Source organism: Streptomyces sp. NPDC054847, from assembly GCF_053610925.1.
Window position 1 is genome coordinate 1 of the sequence record NZ_JBSGZJ010000150.1, and the last position, 14658, is coordinate 14658.

13 protein-coding genes are annotated in these 14658 nt (G+C 68.8%); 4 read left to right on the plus strand and 9 right to left on the minus strand.

What is annotated here, in order from left to right; genetic code table 11:
• Positions 1-63: 63 nt before the first annotated feature.
• From qcrB to ctaE, 4 genes are all read right to left on the minus strand, one after another.
• Positions 64-1689, minus strand: a complete 1626-nt coding sequence (gene qcrB / locus ACWGH4_RS17165) for a cytochrome bc1 complex cytochrome b subunit (protein ID WP_453461263.1) — start codon at positions 1687-1689, stop codon at positions 64-66.
• Complete coding sequence (gene qcrA / locus ACWGH4_RS17170) at positions 1686-2762, minus strand: cytochrome bc1 complex Rieske iron-sulfur subunit (protein ID WP_441264248.1); 1077 nt, start codon at positions 2760-2762, stop codon at positions 1686-1688. The genes qcrB and qcrA overlap by 4 nt, the downstream gene beginning before the upstream one ends.
• Entirely contained in the window at positions 2759-3568 is an 810-nt protein-coding gene (qcrC, locus tag ACWGH4_RS17175; RefSeq protein ID WP_441264247.1) for a cytochrome bc1 complex diheme cytochrome c subunit, read from the minus strand. Before qcrC ends, qcrA begins: the two co-directional genes overlap by 4 nt.
• A 93-nt stretch (positions 3569-3661) precedes the next feature.
• Entirely contained in the window at positions 3662-4282 is a 621-nt protein-coding gene (gene ctaE / locus ACWGH4_RS17180) for an aa3-type cytochrome oxidase subunit III (protein WP_307705952.1), read from the minus strand.
• A gap of 181 nt (positions 4283-4463) precedes the next feature.
• Here ctaE and ACWGH4_RS17185 point away from each other — a divergent pair, with 181 nt between their 5' ends.
• Positions 4464-4865, plus strand: a complete 402-nt coding sequence (locus tag ACWGH4_RS17185) for a DNA-binding transcriptional response regulator (protein ID WP_360046378.1) — start codon at positions 4464-4466, stop codon at positions 4863-4865.
• Between the two features lie 18 nt (positions 4866-4883).
• Here ACWGH4_RS17185 and ACWGH4_RS17190 read toward each other — a convergent pair whose 3' ends face one another.
• The 4 genes from ACWGH4_RS17190 to ctaC all read right to left on the minus strand — a co-directional run bounded on the left by ACWGH4_RS17190 (position 4884) and on the right by ctaC (position 9358).
• Complete coding sequence (locus ACWGH4_RS17190; RefSeq protein WP_453461268.1) at positions 4884-6137, minus strand: Ig-like domain-containing protein; 1254 nt, start codon at positions 6135-6137, stop codon at positions 4884-4886.
• A gap of 118 nt (positions 6138-6255) precedes the next feature.
• Positions 6256-6654, minus strand: a complete 399-nt coding sequence (locus ACWGH4_RS17195) for a cytochrome c oxidase subunit 4 (RefSeq protein WP_453461271.1) — start codon at positions 6652-6654, stop codon at positions 6256-6258.
• Positions 6651-8390, minus strand: a complete 1740-nt coding sequence (gene ctaD, locus ACWGH4_RS17200; RefSeq protein WP_453461274.1) for an aa3-type cytochrome oxidase subunit I — start codon at positions 8388-8390, stop codon at positions 6651-6653. The genes ACWGH4_RS17195 and ctaD overlap by 4 nt, the downstream gene beginning before the upstream one ends.
• Positions 8387-9358 (minus strand): aa3-type cytochrome oxidase subunit II, encoded by a 972-nt coding sequence (gene ctaC / locus ACWGH4_RS17205; protein WP_453461277.1) that lies wholly within the window; start codon positions 9356-9358, stop codon positions 8387-8389. The genes ctaD and ctaC overlap by 4 nt, the downstream gene beginning before the upstream one ends.
• Positions 9359-9631: 273 nt before the next feature.
• On the opposite strand from ctaC, the gene ACWGH4_RS17210 reads away from it, so the two are divergent.
• Positions 9632-11095 carry an aminotransferase class V-fold PLP-dependent enzyme gene (locus tag ACWGH4_RS17210; protein ID WP_453461280.1) on the plus strand — a complete coding sequence of 488 codons (1464 nt, stop codon included), beginning with the start codon at positions 9632-9634 and terminating at the stop codon, positions 11093-11095.
• A 614-nt stretch (positions 11096-11709) separates the two neighbouring features.
• Here ACWGH4_RS17210 and ACWGH4_RS17215 read toward each other — a convergent pair.
• Positions 11710-12684 (minus strand): PfkB family carbohydrate kinase, encoded by a 975-nt coding sequence (locus ACWGH4_RS17215; RefSeq protein ID WP_441262616.1) that lies wholly within the window; start codon positions 12682-12684, stop codon positions 11710-11712.
• A 127-nt stretch (positions 12685-12811) separates the two neighbouring features.
• Here ACWGH4_RS17215 and ACWGH4_RS17220 point away from each other — a divergent pair, with 127 nt between their 5' ends.
• Both ACWGH4_RS17220 and ACWGH4_RS17225 read left to right on the plus strand, forming a co-directional pair.
• A complete protein-coding gene (locus tag ACWGH4_RS17220) occupies positions 12812-13036 on the plus strand; it encodes a hypothetical protein (protein WP_441262617.1) in 225 nt (74 codons plus the stop codon).
• A 132-nt stretch (positions 13037-13168) separates the two neighbouring features.
• The gene (locus ACWGH4_RS17225) at positions 13169-14617 is read left to right on the plus strand and encodes a hypothetical protein (protein WP_453461284.1); all 1449 of its coding nucleotides are present in this window, start codon (positions 13169-13171) and stop codon (positions 14615-14617) included.
• The last annotated feature ends 41 nt before the right edge of the window (positions 14618-14658 follow it).

Here is a 14658-nt window from a genome sequence, read left to right on the forward strand (position 1 = left end):
TCCATCGAGTGGACGGGGCCCTTCGCTGTGGCGACGTGTCTGCCGGACGTGTCCGTCGGGCGATCAGTGGTGGCCGTGGCCGCTCGTGAGCTCCTTGTACTCGTCCGCGGTGGGCTTGTCGATCTGGTTGTGCTCGCCGTAGTAGCTCTTGCTGAGCCTGGCGCGCAGCTTCTCGGTGAGCTTCACCTTGCGGCGGACGCCGTTCTCGTCGACGGTCGGGCCGATCTCCGCGGGCTTGTACTGCTCGTGCGCGGTGAGCTTGTACAGGTCGCCCTGCGCCAGCGGCTCGTGCACCTCGACGAACTCACCGTGCGGCAGGCGCTTGATGATGCCGGACTCGCGTCCGTGCAGCACCTTGTCCTTGTCGCGCCGCTGCAGACCCAGGCAGATCCGCTTGGTGATGATGAACGCGAGGACCGGTCCGACGAAGTACGTGATGCGCACGAACCAGGTGATCGCGTTGATCGACATGTGGAAGTGCGTCGCGAAGATGTCGTTTCCGCCACCGAGCAGCATGATCACGTAGCCGGTCACCCAGGCGACACCCAGCGCGGTCCGCGTCGGGGCGTTGCGCGGGCGGTCCAGGATGTGGTGCTCGCGCTTGTCGCCGGTGATCCACGACTCGATGAAGGGGTAGACCGCGAGCGCCGCGAGGACGACACCGAAGAGGACCAGCGGGATGAACACGCCGAGGACCAGGGTGTGGCCCCACAGGTTGATCTCCCAGCCCGGCATCACTCGGACCAGACCCTCGGCGAAGCCCATGTACCAGTCGGGCTGCGCGCCGGTGGACACATGGTCCGGACGGTACGGGCCGAGGGCCCACACCGGGTTGATCGTGAACATGCCCGCGATCAGTGCGATGACACCGAAGACCAGGAAGAAGAAGCCTCCGGCCTTGGCCATGTACACCGGCAGCAGCGGCATGCCGACGACGTTCTTGTTCGTACGGCCGGGGCCCGCGAACTGGGTGTGCTTGTGGTAGAAGACCAGGATCAGGTGCGCCACCACGAGACCGAGCATGATGCCCGGCAGCAGCAGGATGTGGATCGAGTAGAACCGCGCCACCATGTCGTGGCCGGGGAACTCGCCGCCGAACAGGAACATCGAGATGTACGTGCCGACGATCGGCATCGACAGGATCGCGCCCTGCGTGAAGCGGACACCGGTGCCGGAGAGCAGGTCGTCCGGGAGCGAGTAACCGGTGAAGCCGGTGAACATGCCGAGGACGAACAGCAGGAAGCCGAACAGCCAGTTGATCTCACGCGGCTTGCGGAACGCGCCCGTGAAGAACACGCGCATCATGTGCACGAACATCGCGGCGAGGAAGATCAGCGCGGCCCAGTGGTGGATCTGCCGGATCAGCAGACCACCGCGGACGTCGAAGCTGATGTCCAGGGTCGAGGCGTACGCCTCGGTCATCCGGATGCCCTGCATCGGCACGTACGAGCCGTGGTACTCGATCTCGTTCATGCTCGGGTGGAAGAACAGCGTCAGGTACACACCCGTGAGGATGATGATGATGAAGCTGTAGAGCGCGATCTCACCGAGCATGAAGGACCAGTGGTCCGGGAAGATCTTGCGCATGTTGGCCTTGGCCAACGAGTAGATCCCGAGCCTGCCGTCCGCCCAGTCGGCCACCCGCTCGCCGGCGGGCGCCTTCTTCTTCGTATCCGTTGCAGTGCTCATCCGCGCTCCCAGAAGGCAGGACCGACGGGCTCTTCGAAGTCGCCGAGCGCCTCGAGGTTGCCCTCGGCGTTCACGCCGATCCGCAACTGCGGAAGCGGGTGACCGGCCGGACCGAAGATGACGCGGGCGCCGTCGGAGAGGTCGAAGGTGGACTGGTGGCACGGGCAGAGGACGTGGTGCGTCTGCTGCTCGTACAGGCTGATCGGGCAACCGACGTGCGTGCAGATCTTCGAGTAGGCCACGATGCCGTCGTGGGACCACTCGAGCTCACGCTTGTCCTTGATGTCCTCCGGCTGGAGCCGGACGATCATCACGGCCGCCTTGGCGATCTCGGTGTTGAAGTTGTGGTCGCTCTCCTTCAGGCCCTCGGGCATGACGAAGGTCAGCGAACCCACCGCGACGTCCTCGGGACGCAGCGGCTCGTTGGTGTTCATGTTGATGAGCTGCTTGCCCTTGGCCCACAGCGTCTTGCGGAGCTTGTCCTCGGGCAGCGGGCCGAGCTCGCGCAGCAGGACCACACCGGAGAGCGGCACCATGGCCAGCGCGCCGAACATGGTGTTGCGGATCAGCTTGCGCCGTCCGATCGCGGACTCCCGGGCACCGTCCGCGAAGTCGGCCAGGACCTTGGCCTTGACCTCGGGCTCGGCCTCGATCGCGTGCCGGTCGTCGGCGACCTCCACGTCGGACATCAGGGTGCGCGCCCAGTGGACGGCGCCCGCGCCGATGCAGAAGAGCGCGAGGCCCAGCGTCACACCCAGCGAGAAGTTCAGCGCGCTGATGTGCCCGAACGGCCAGATGTAGACGATCTTGTCGACCGGGAAGATCACGAACGCGGCGATGAAGCCGATCGTGGCCAGCATCGACAGCGTGAACATGAAGGCAACGGCGCGCTCGGAGCGCTTGGCGGCCCGCTCGTCGATGTCCTGGATGCGCGGCTTGTGGGCCGGCAGTCCAGGATCGGCGAACGGATCGTCGTGGCGCTGTGCGACGGCGGTGGTGCCACCGTGGGCCGCGTCGTGCGCGGCGCCCTGCTCTGCGGGCAGGTTCTCTTCTGGAATGTCTTGGCTACTCATGACTTCTTGGCCTTAGCGGTGTGGGCCGCGACCCAGATGGCAACAGCGATCAGCGAACCGAGACCGAAGATCCAGCCGAACAGGCCCTCGGCTACCGGACCCAGGCCACCGAGCGCGAATCCGCCGGGCGTCGGCGTCTCCTCGCCGTTCACGGTCTTGACGTACGCGATGATGTCCCGCTTCTGCTGCTCGGGCATCGTCGTGTCGGGGAAGGACGGCATGTTCTGCGGGCCGGTCTGCATGGCCTCGTAGAGGTGCTTGGGGCTGACGCCCTCCAGACTCGGGGCGTACTTGCCCTCGGTCAGCGCGCCGCCCTCACCGGTGAAGTTGTGGCACTGGGCGCAGTTGTTGCGGAACAGCTCGCCACCCTTGGCGATGTCCGCGCCCTCCGGGCTGTACTGCTTCTCGGTCGGCGTGATCGGACCGGCGCCCAGGGAGGCGACGTAGGCCGCGAGCTGGTCGATCTCGGCCTGCGTGTAGATGTTCTTCTTCTTCGGCACCTGCGCGCCGGGCTGCTGGGCGGGCATGCGCCCCGTGCCGACCTGGAAGTCGACGGCGGCGGAGCCGACACCGACCAGGGACGGGCCGTCTGAGGTGCCCTGACCGCCGGTTCCGTGGCAGCTTGCGCAGCCGACGGTGTAGAGCTTCTGCCCCTCCTTGATGGCGAGGGACTGGGCGGTTGTGTCGGCCTGCGCCTTGTCCGCGGGTGCGAACGCGGCGTACAGCCCCCCAGTGGCCGCCAGCGCGAGGAGTAGGACGACGACCGCCGCCAGCGGATGGCGTCGTCGTGCGGAGAGCTTTTTCACGGATTACCCCGGTGTCAGGATCTTCTGCGTCGATGCTTCTGGACTGTGTCTGCTTCAGGCGGTGTCCGCTCGGGGACGAACCGCCCGCGCCGATTACTTGATCATGTAGATCGTGGCGAAGAGGCCGATCCAGACGACATCGACGAAGTGCCAGTAGTAGGACACGACGATGGCGGCGGTTGCCTGCTCATGGGTGAATCTCCTGGCCGCGTAGGTCCTTCCCAGGACCAGCAGGAAGGCGATGAGACCGCCCGTCACGTGCAGGCCGTGGAAACCGGTGGTCAGGTAGAACACCGAGCCGTACGGGTCAGACGAGAGGGAGAGCCCCTCGTGCTTGACCAGCTCGGTGTACTCGAAGACCTGACCGCCGATGAAGATGGCACCCATCACGAATGTGATCACGAACCAGGTGCGGAGCTTCTTCACGTCGCCCCGCTCAGCGGCGAACACGCCGAGCTGGCAGGTGAGTGAAGAGAGCACCAGGATCGTGGTGTTGGTCGCCGAGAACGGGAAGTTCAGCGCATCGGCTTTCTCTGCCCAGAAGTCGGCACCCGTCACCGATCGCAGGGTGAAGTACATCGCGAAGAGGGCCGCGAAGAACATCAGCTCGGAACTCAGCCAGATGATGGTTCCGACGCTGGTGAGGTTCGGTCGATTGACCGACGGGTGCGCGTGCCCGGTTTCTACTGTCGTTGCTGTCGCCACGACCGACATTATGTCGGTCGCTTATCCCGCCCTCACTCCGGGGGGTGCCGTTCGGAGTGTTCCCACTCCCCGGGGGCGTTCAGGGGGAGCCGAACGGCCCATCGAAGGCGTGTCCGAACCGCTGTTGACAGGCAGTGGGACGGAGTAGCATCCGCCGCAACAAGCCTGATCGAACGAGTGCGGAGGAACCATGCAGTCGAGCGCCACGGTCCTGGTCTACAGCGACGACTCCAACACCCGCGAGCAGGTCAGGCTGGCGGCGGGGCGCAGGCCGGCCCCCGACGTTCCGCCGGTGCGGTTCGTGGAGTGCGCGACCCTGCCCGCCGTCCTCAAGGCCCTTGACGAGGGCGGGATCGACGTCTGCGTCCTGGACGGCGAGACCGTCCCGGCGGGCGGTATGGGCGTGTGCCGGCAGATCAAGGACGAGATCTTCGAATGCCCGCCGGTGCTGCTGCTGATCGGCCGCCCGCAGGACGCCTGGCTGGCCACCTGGAGCCGTGCGGAGGCCGCGGTGACGCTGCCGGTGGACCCGGTGGAGTTCGCCGCCTCACTGGCGGCCCTGCTGCGCAGCAGGCTCTCCATCGAGGCCTGAGGCCCCGGGAGGGGCCGGTCAGACCCGGGGGCGCAGGCGGGCGGAGACTTCGGTGACGTTGCCGGCCGCCGCGTCGGAGCCGGCGACCAGGGCGCTGCCCTTGAGCCACTTGTCCCAGGACAGGTTCCAGTCGCCGAAGCCGTTACCGAACGTGTCCATCATGTCACCGTAGCTATTTATGACCTTGACGATGTCACCCTCACGAACGGTCTTGTAGAACCATTCGGCGTTCTCCATGGACATCCCGGTGCAGCCGTGGCTGACGTTCGCCGCGCCCTGTGAACCGACCGACCAGGGCGCCGCATGGACGTATTCGCCGCTCCAGGTCACCCGGGTCGCGTAGTAGACGGGCAGGTCGTAGGACTCGGAGCTGCCCTCGGCGATGCCGATGCTGGTGCTGCGCATCCGTACGAAGTACTCCTTGCCCAGCACGACCTTGATGCCGTTGCGCGTGTCGAAGCCCGGCTTGCCGGTGGTGACCGGCATGGTCTTGATCACTTCTCCGTCGCGCATCACCGTCATGGTGTGCGACCCGGCGTCGGTGACGGCTTCGAGGCGGTCGCCGATGGTGATCTTCAGCGGCTTCGAGCGGCCGCCGTAGAGCTTGCCCGCGACCTTGACGCCCTGGAGATTGCTGGTGGCGTTCACGACGGCACCCGCGGGCCAGTAGTCCCTCGGGCGGTAGTGCAGCGTCTTGTCGTCGACCCAGTGCCAGGAACCCTCGACGGCCGGCTTCGAACTGATCTTCAGGGCGCGTTCGACGACGGCCCTGCCCTTGCCGTCGGCGACGGCGAGGCTGAGCTTGGCCGTGATGGGCTGCCCCACGCCGTACGTGCCGGCCTTGGGGCCGAACTCGGCGGTGAGGAACCGCTTGGCGGGCGCCGTCTCGAAGAGCATCGTGCGCAGCCCCGGAGCGCCCTCGTCGTCCTCGGTGGAGACCCGGACGGTGTACTTCGCGCCGGCGGCGAGCGGGGCCGTGGAGCGCCAGCGGACGCCGTCCGCGGCGAGTTCGCCGGCGAGGTAGTGGCCCGCTTCGTCCATGACGGTGACGTCCGTGATCCGGCCGCCGTCGCCCTTGGACGTGACTTCCAAGGGCTTCTCGGGGTCCACCTTCGAGTCTGACCCGGTGTTGAAGCTCACCTGCCGCGCCGCGTCGTACGGCGCCGCGGACAGGGGGTGCCGGTCCGGTTCGCCACACGCGGTAGCGACCACACCGAGGGAGACGACCAGCGCGATGCCGCTGACGGCACGGATACGAGGCGTGTGGTTCATGAGCACACGCTATGAAGGTTCGTCAGCCACGGCGCGCCGGATGACTCCAAAAGAGTGGGCCCGGATCACCTCATTGGAGTGAGGTGATCCGGGCCCGTGCCGTGTTTCTCAGGCGTTGTTACTGGTTCTGGCTCTCACCGCGGTAGTACTCGAACACCCAGCCGAAGAGACCGACCAGGATCAGCGGCAGCGAGAAGTACAGCAGCCACCAGCCGAGCGCCACACCCAGGAAGGCGAGCGCGCCGCCGATGCCCAGGGAGAGCGGCTGCCAGCTGTGCGGGGAGAAGAACCCCACCTCGCCGGCCTCGTCGGCCACGTCGGCTTCCTTGTTGTCCTGGGCCATGGCGTCCACCCGCCGGGCCGTGAAGGCCAGGTAGTAGCCGATCATGACGCTCAGGCCGAAGGCCAGGAAGAGCGCGGTGGTACCGGCAGGCTCCTTCGACCAGACGCCGTACAGGATGGCGACGGCCAGGATGAAGACGCTCAGCCAGAGGAACATCTTGCCCTGGATCTTCACTTGCTCTCCTCCTTGCCGACGGCCGCCACCGGGGCACCGTGGCCGCTGTCCTCGAGCTGGTCGAGAGCCGCGATCTCCGGGTGGTGCAGGTCGAACGCGGGCGATTCACTGCGGATGCGCGGCAGGGTGAGGAAGTTGTGCCGCGGCGGCGGGCAGGAGGTCGCCCACTCGAGCGAACGGCCGTAGCCCCACGGGTCGTCGACCTCGACCTTCTTGCCGTACTTCGCCGTCTTCCAGACGTTGTACATGAAGGGGAGCATCGACAGGCCCAGCACGAACGACGCGATCGTGGAGATCGTGTTCAGGGCGGTGAAGCCGTCGGCGGCGAGGTAGTCCGCGTACCGACGGGGCATGCCCTCGGCTCCCAGCCAGTGCTGCACCAGGAACGTGCCGTGGAAGCCGATGAACAGCGTCCAGAACGTGATCTTGCCGAGCCGCTCGTCCAGCATCTTGCCCGTGAACTTCGGCCACCAGTAGTGGAATCCGGCGAACATCGCGAAGACCACGGTGCCGAAGACGACGTAGTGGAAGTGCGCGACGACGAAGTACGAGTCGGAGACGTGGAAGTCCAGCGGCGGCGACGCCAGGATGACACCGGTCAGGCCACCGAAGGTGAAGGTGACCAGGAAGCCGATGGTCCAGAGCATCGGTGTCTCGAAGGACAACGACCCCTTCCACATCGTGCCGATCCAGTTGAAGAACTTCACACCGGTCGGCACCGCGATGAGGAACGTCATGAACGAGAAGAACGGCAACAGCACGCCGCCTGTGACGTACATGTGGTGCGCCCACACCGTCACGGACAGACCGGCGATCGCGATCGTCGCACCGATGAGACCGATGTAACCGAACATCGGCTTACGGGAGAAGACCGGAATGATCTCCGAGACGATGCCGAAGAACGGCAGGGCGATGATGTACACCTCTGGGTGCCCGAAGAACCAGAAGAGGTGCTGCCACAGCAACGCGCCGCCGTTGGAGGCGTCGAAGATGTGGGCGCCGAACTTGCGGTCCGCCTCCAGGGCGAACAGCGCTGCCGCGAGCACCGGGAAGGCGAGCAGGACCAGCACACCGGTCAGCAGCACGTTCCAGGTGAAGATCGGCATCCGGAACATCGTCATGCCGGGAGCGCGCATGCAGATGATCGTGGTGATGAAGTTGACCGAGCCGAGGATCGTGCCGAAGCCGGAGAAGGCCAGACCCATGATCCACATGTCGGCGCCGACACCCGGCGAACGGACCGCGTCCGACAGCGGGGAGTAGGCGAACCAGCCGAAGTCGGCCGCACCCTGCGGGGTGAGGAAGCCGGCCACCGCGATCAGCGAGCCGAAGAGGTACAGCCAGTACGCGAACATGTTCAGACGCGGGAAGGCCACGTCCGGCGCGCCGATCTGCAGCGGCATGATCCAGTTCGCGAAACCGGCGAACAGCGGCGTCGCGAACATCAGCAGCATGATCGTGCCGTGCATCGTGAACGCCTGGTTGAACTGCTCGTTCGACATGATCTGCGTGCCCGGCCGGGCCAGCTCGGCGCGCATGAAGAGCGCCATCAGGCCACCGATGCAGAAGAACACGAACGAGGTGACGAGGTAGAGCGTGCCGATCGTCTTGTGGTCGGTGGTCGTCAGCCACTTCACGACGACATTGCCGGGCTGCTTGCGCCGTACCGGCAGCTCGTTCTCGTACGAGTCTTCGTCCGCCACGGCGGCACCCTGGGATTCGTTGAGGATGCTCACAGTTGGTTCTTCTCCGCATTCCTGGCCGGGTCCGTCTGCTCGATGCCAGACGGGATGAAGCCGGTCTGCCCCTTCTCGGCAAGCTCCTTCAGATGCTGCTGGTAGCGCTCCGGGGAGACGACCTTGACGTTGAAGAGCATCCGCGAATGGTCGACGCCGCAGAGCTCGGCGCACTTGCCCATGAAGGTGCCCTCGCGGCTGGGGGTCACCTCGAAGACATTGGTGTGGCCGGGGATGACGTCCTGCTTCATGAGGAAGGGGACCACCCAGAAGGAGTGGATGACGTCACGCGAGGTCAGGACGAACCGGACCTTCTCCCCCTTGGGCAGCCACAGCGTGGGGCCGGGGTTGCCGTTCTGCGGGTTCCGGGTGCCGGGAATACCGGCGTCGTAGACGCCCTCCGCACCCGCCGGGAAGTCATTGGTGTACTTGTCCGGGATCGCGTTCAGTTCCTTGTCCGCGGCCGCGTCCCCGGTGGCCGGGTTCCCGTCCACGTCCTCGAGGTAGTTGAAGCCCCAGCTCCACTGGTAGCCGACCACGTTGATGGTGTGGGCGGGCTTGTCGGAGAGCGCGAGGAGCTTCGACTCGTCACGCGCGGTGAAGTAGAAGAAGACCGACACGATGATGATCGGAACCACGGTGTACAACGCCTCTATCGGCATGTTGTACCGGGTCTGCGGAGGGATCTCCACCTTGGTGCGGCTGCGCCGGTGGAAGAACACACTCCACAGGATCAGGCCCCACACCAGCACGCCCGTGGCGAGCGCAGCCGCCCACGAGCCCTGCCAGAGGGAGAGGATCCGCGGCGCCTCCTCCGTGACGGGGGTGGGCATTCCGAGGCGGGGAAAATCCTCCCAGTTGTATGAGCAACCGGAGGCGGTAGCCAGGATCAGGCCCGCAGTCAGCACCTGCGGCAGCTTCCGCCGCATCGGGCGCCGCGACGAGCGGTCGGAGCCGTTGGGACTCACGTAGCGCCTTCCCGAGAGTCTCGGCCCGCGCGGCCGGGCTGCGGCCGTCTCGCTGGTCGGTCGCCGGCCCTGACGCGGGCAGGGGTTTGGATGTTTATGCGGACCAAACCCTACTGGACGCTATTTGGGGTCGCGCGGGGAGGGTGCCCAACGCGCCGTCCGGCACCCCGAAGGGGTGGCTGCTCCCTTCGGGGTAGGTGCGGAGCGCCCTGGAATGCCCGATTCCGGCAGGCAACTGACACTCCGTGTCCTGGCCGGGGTTAGCGTGATGACGTGCCCTATTTCGACGCCGCCTCCGCCGCTCCCCTGCACCCCGTCGCCCGCCAGGCTCTGCAGGCCTCCCTCGACGAGGGCTGGGCCGACCCCGCCCGGCTGTACCGCGAGGGCCGCCGCGCCCGGCTGCTCCTCGACGCCGCCAGGGAGGCCGCGGCCGACGCCGTCGGCTGCCGCCCCGACGAGCTCGTGTTCACTCCTTCGGGGACGCAGGCGATCCACGCCGGTGTCTCCGGTGCGCTCGCGGGGCGTCGGCGTGTCGGCCGGCGGCTCGTCGTCTCTGCCGTCGAACACTCCGCCGTGCTCCACGCGGCGGAGGCATGGGAGGCCGCCGGCGGTTCGGTGACGGAGGTCGGCGTCGACCGGCACGGAGCCGTCGCACCGGACGCGTACGCCGCCGAACTCGGCGAGACCACGGCCCTGGCCTGCCTGCAGTCCGCCAACCACGAGGTGGGCACCGAGCAGCCCGTGCGGGAAGTGGCCGAGGCATGCCGGTCCCTGGGCGTGCCTCTCCTGGTGGACGCGGCGCAGTCGCTCGCCTGGGGTGCCGTGGAAGGGGACTGGTCGCTGCTGACCGCGAGCGCGCACAAATGGGGCGGCCCGTCGGGCGTCGGACTGCTCGCCGTGCGCAAGGGCGTCCGCTTCGCCCCGCAAGGCCCCGCCGACGAGCGGGAGTCGGGCCGGTCCGCCGGATTCCAGAACATCCCGGCGATCGTCGCGGCGGCCGCCTCGCTCCGGGCCGTACGTGCCGAAGCGGCCGCCGAGTCGGCCCGGCTGCGGGCCCTGGTGGACCGGATCCGCGCGCGGGTGCCAGAGCTGGTGCCCGACGTGGAGGTGGTCGGCGACCCCGTGCGGCGCCTGCCGCACGTCGTGACGTTCTCCTGTCTCTATGTCGACGGCGAGACCCTGCTGCACGAACTGGACCGGGCCGGTTTCTCCGTGTCCTCCGGCTCGTCGTGCACGAGCAGCACGCTGATCCCGAGCCATGTGCTGAGGGCGATGGGCGTCCTCTCGGAGGGCAACGTACGGGTGTCGCTGGCGCCGTTCGACACCTCGGAGGAGGACGTCGACCGCTTTCTGGCGGTGCTGCCGGGGCTGGTGGCGGGGGTACGGGAGCGGTTCGGCGCGCCGGCGCCTGCGGCGGCGGCTGCGTCTGCGGAGGGGGCGGGTGCGTCTCCGTCGTCGGAGCGTTCGTCGGAGCGTTCGTCGGAGCCCTCGTCGGAGCCCTCGGAGGCGTCCGAGTCCCTGGTGCTGGACACTCTCGGGCGGCGGTGCCCGATCCCGGTGATCGAACTGGCGAAGGTCATCGGCGAGGTGCCGGTCGGCCGCACGGTCACGGTGCTCTCCGACGACGAGGCGGCCCGCCTGGACATCCCGGCGTGGTGCGGGATGCGGGGGCAGGAGTACGTGGGGGAACGGGGGGCGGAGGCGGGGGTGGCGTACGTGGTGCGGCGCTTGCGCTGACGCGTTTTCCCCTCCCCGCCCCTTCCCGCTGTACCGATGTGCGGCTCCGCCGCGTGGGGGCTCCGCCCGGGCCCGTACCGCGCGTTGCGCGGTGTTTCGGGGGCTCCTCCCCCTACGCCCGGCGGCGTGGGGGGACCCCCACCGGACCCCCGCGCCTCAAACGCCGGCGAGGCTGACAAAGTCAGCCCGCGCGGTGGTGGGCCCGGGCCGAGACCGGCAGCCGAGACCGGCGAAGCCCCGTGACGGGGCCCGGGCCGGGTCCGGCGAAGCCCGGTGGTGGGCCCGAGCCGAGCGCGGCACCGGGGACCGGCGAAGCCCGGTGGTGGGCCCCAGCCCAGACCGGCAGCGGGAACCCGCGGAGCCCCGTGGCGGCCCCGGGCCGAGACCGGCAGCCGAGACCGGCGAAGCTCAGTGGCAGGCCCGGGCCGAGACCGGCGAAGCCCCGTGACGGCCCCGAGCCGACCGGGCCGAGACCGGCAGCCGAGACTTGGCGGAGCCCCGTGACGGGCCCAGGCCTAGACCGGCAGCCGAGACCGGCGGAGCCCCGTGACGGGGGCCGGGTCGGGTCCGGGGTTGCCCGCCGTGCGGGGAGACGCGCGGCGGGGCGCGTTCCGTCAGGACAGGTGTTCGCGGACCTCCGCCGCCGCCTCGTCCCCGTACGCCTTCGTGAAGCGCTCCATGAAGTGCGCCCGCCGCAGCGTGTACTCCTGCGTGCCGAGCGTCTCGATCACCAGCGTCGCCAGCATGCAGCCCACCTGCGCCGCGCGCTCCAGGCCCACGCCCCACGAGAGGCCCGAGAGGAAGCCCGCGCGGAACGCGTCGCCGACGCCGGTGGGGTCGACCTTGGCCTCCTCGTCGGGGCAACCGACCTCGATCGGGTCCGCGTCCGCGGACTCGATGCGGACGCCGCGCGAGCCGAGGGTGGTGACCCGGTGGCCGACCTTGCCGAGGATCTCCTCGTCGGTCCAGCCGGTCTTGGACTCGATGAGCCCCTTCTCGTACTCGTTGGAGAAGAGGTACGCCGCGCCGTCCAGCAGTATCCGGATCTCGTCGCCGTTCATCCGGGCGATCTGCTGCGAGAAGTCCGCGGCGAACGGGATGCCCCGCGTACGGCACTCCTCGGTGTGGCGCAGCATCGCCTCTGGGTCGTCCGCGCCGATCAGGACGAGGTCGAGGCCGCCCACGCGGTCCGCCACCGACTGGAGTTCGATCTGGCGGGCCTCGCTCATCGCCCCGGTGTAGAAGGAGCCGATCTGGTTGTGGTCGGAGTCGGTGGTGCACACGAAGCGGGCGGTGTGCAGGACCTCCGAGATACGGACGGACGCCGTGTCCACGCCGTGGCGGTCGAGCCAGGCGCGGTACTCGTCGAAGTCCGAGCCCGCCGCGCCGACGAGGATCGGGCCGGTGCCGAGCTGTCCCATGCCGAAGCAGATGTTCGCCCCGACACCGCCCCTGCGCACGTCGAGCGTGTCGACGAGGAAGGAGAGGGAGACCGTGTGCAGCTGGTCCGCGACCAACTGGTCGGCGAAGCGGCCGGGGAAGGTCATGAGATGGTCGGTGGCGATGGAGCCGGTGACTGCGATACGCACGGTGAGGCGCTCCTGAGGCGGGCTGGCAGTGACAGTCCACGCTACCGGTCCCTGAACCCGGCCACGTGCGGAAACTACCCGATAGTAGGGCTTTTTTCCGGGACTCCCAGGTGCATACGGTGCGGCTATGACCAAGTACACGGCGGCGCTCGAGCCGCGGCCGCAGCGGGATCCACGGGAGCCCGAGATCAGTCTGGCCCAGCTGCGCGGCGACTGCGCCCGGATGGCACCACACTGGGTCGTACCGGCGGCAGCGGCGCCCGCGCCCGTGCACCCGTCCCTCATCCACGGTGTCGTGGTGCCGTCCGCGTCCGCGCGGCTGGTGGACGCGATGTCGGAGTACGGCGACTGACGCCGCCCGGTCCCTCCGCGGCTCCGGCGCCTGCGGCCGGCCCCGGGGAAGAGGCGAAGGGAACCACGTGCTCCCCCGCTCCGTCCCACACGTGTCCTCCGCAGCAGGAGGCGCGAGACAAGGAGCGATGCGGTGAGCAGCACGGAGAACACGCAGGAGAGTCCCCGCCGTCGGCGTTCCCCGCTGGTCGTCGCCTCTGTGGCGGCCGCGGTGCTGGTCGCCGGCGGTGGCGGTGCGTACTTCGCGACCGCCGGCTCCGAGGGCGGGGACGCCACGGACGCCAAGAGCGGTGCCGCCGGAGCCAAGAACCCTCCCCCGTTGGCCCTGGACCTCGGCGGGAGCGGTACCGAGAGCGGGATCGCGCCGGGTGAGCCCGACCCGTCCGGGGGCGGCGTCGTCTACAGCGCGAAGGGCGACCTGCCGGAGGGGCCCGGCCGCGCGGCCGTGCACCGGGCGACGGGGACGGTCACGGAGGCGGAGGTGACGCGGCTGGCGAAGGCGCTCGGCCTGCCGGGGACACCACGTCTGGAGGGCCCCGCCTGGAAGATCGGGCCGGTCAAGGACGGCCAGGGGCCGACACTCCAGGTGAACAAGGACGCCCCGGGGACCTGGACGTTCGCCCGCTTCGCCTCCCCCGGCGGGGACAACTGCCTGAAGGGCAAGGGCTGCCCCTCGGGCGGCTCGGCGGGCGAGGGCGGTGAGCCGGTGAGCGAGGCCGAGGCGAAGAAGGCGGCGGCGCCCCTGCTGAAGGCCGTTGGCCAGGGCGACGCCGCGCTGAACGCGGGCCAGCTGATGGGCGGGGTGCGTGTGGTGAACGCGAATCCGGTCGTGGGCGGACTGCCGACGTACGGCTGGACGACGGGCGTCCAGGTGGGCGCGGACGGCACCGTGGTCGGCGGCAGCGGGCAGCTGAAGAAGCCCGCGAAGAGCGACACGTACCCGGTGGTCTCCGCCGAGGAGGCGGTCGGTCAGCTGAACGAGGCGGGCAAGGACAGCGGACGCGTCGGCATCGGCGGGTGCGCCACCCCGGTCCCCCATGAGGGCGAGATCAAGCCGGACGCACCCTGCGAGCCCGACAGCGCCACCGCGGGGCCGGAGCGGCTGACGATCGGCAAGGCCGTCTTCGGGCTCTCCGCGCAGTATGTGGACGGGCGGCAGGCACTGGTGCCGACGTGGCTGTTCGAGGTGGCGGCGAAGGACGGGGGCCGGCCGTTCACGGTGACGCAGACCGCCGTGGAGGAGCGTTTCCTCAAGAGCGCCGAGCCGCCGACGCGCGACATCGCTCCGGCGGATCCGTCGGAGGACCCGGCCGGCCAGGGCCCCGCCCAGATCTCGTACAGCGTCCAGGGGCGGACGCTGACCGTCACCTTCTGGGGCGGCGTGTGCAGCAACTACGAGGCGAAGGCGACCGAGAGCGGTGACCAGGTGAAGGTCCGGATCGTGGAGACGAACCCGGACCCCGAGCGGGTCTGCATCATGCTGGCCAAGGAGCTCAAGGCGTCCGTGACGCTGGACGAGCCGCTGGACGACCGGAAGGTCGTCGACGCGAACACGGGCAAGCCACTGCCGCGCAAGGGCTGACGCCCCTCGTGCCGCATGCCGAAGGCGGCGGACCCTGGAAC

What these genes read in the sequence shown, in the direction of transcription:
- ACWGH4_RS17185 (WP_360046378.1), top strand. Translation starts at nt 4,464, where the DNA reads ATGCAGTCGAGCGCCACGGTCCTGGTCTACAGCGACGACTCCAACACC.
- ACWGH4_RS17220 (WP_441262617.1), top strand. Translation starts at nt 12,812, where the DNA reads ATGACCAAGTACACGGCGGCGCTCGAGCCGCGGCCGCAGCGGGATCCA.
- ACWGH4_RS17190 (WP_453461268.1), bottom strand. Translation starts at nt 6,137, where the DNA reads ATGAACCACACGCCTCGTATCCGTGCCGTCAGCGGCATCGCGCTGGTC.
- qcrA (WP_441264248.1), bottom strand. Translation starts at nt 2,762, where the DNA reads ATGAGTAGCCAAGACATTCCAGAAGAGAACCTGCCCGCAGAGCAGGGC.
- qcrB (WP_453461263.1), bottom strand. Translation starts at nt 1,689, where the DNA reads ATGAGCACTGCAACGGATACGAAGAAGAAGGCGCCCGCCGGCGAGCGG.
- ctaE (WP_307705952.1), bottom strand. Translation starts at nt 4,282, where the DNA reads ATGTCGGTCGTGGCGACAGCAACGACAGTAGAAACCGGGCACGCGCAC.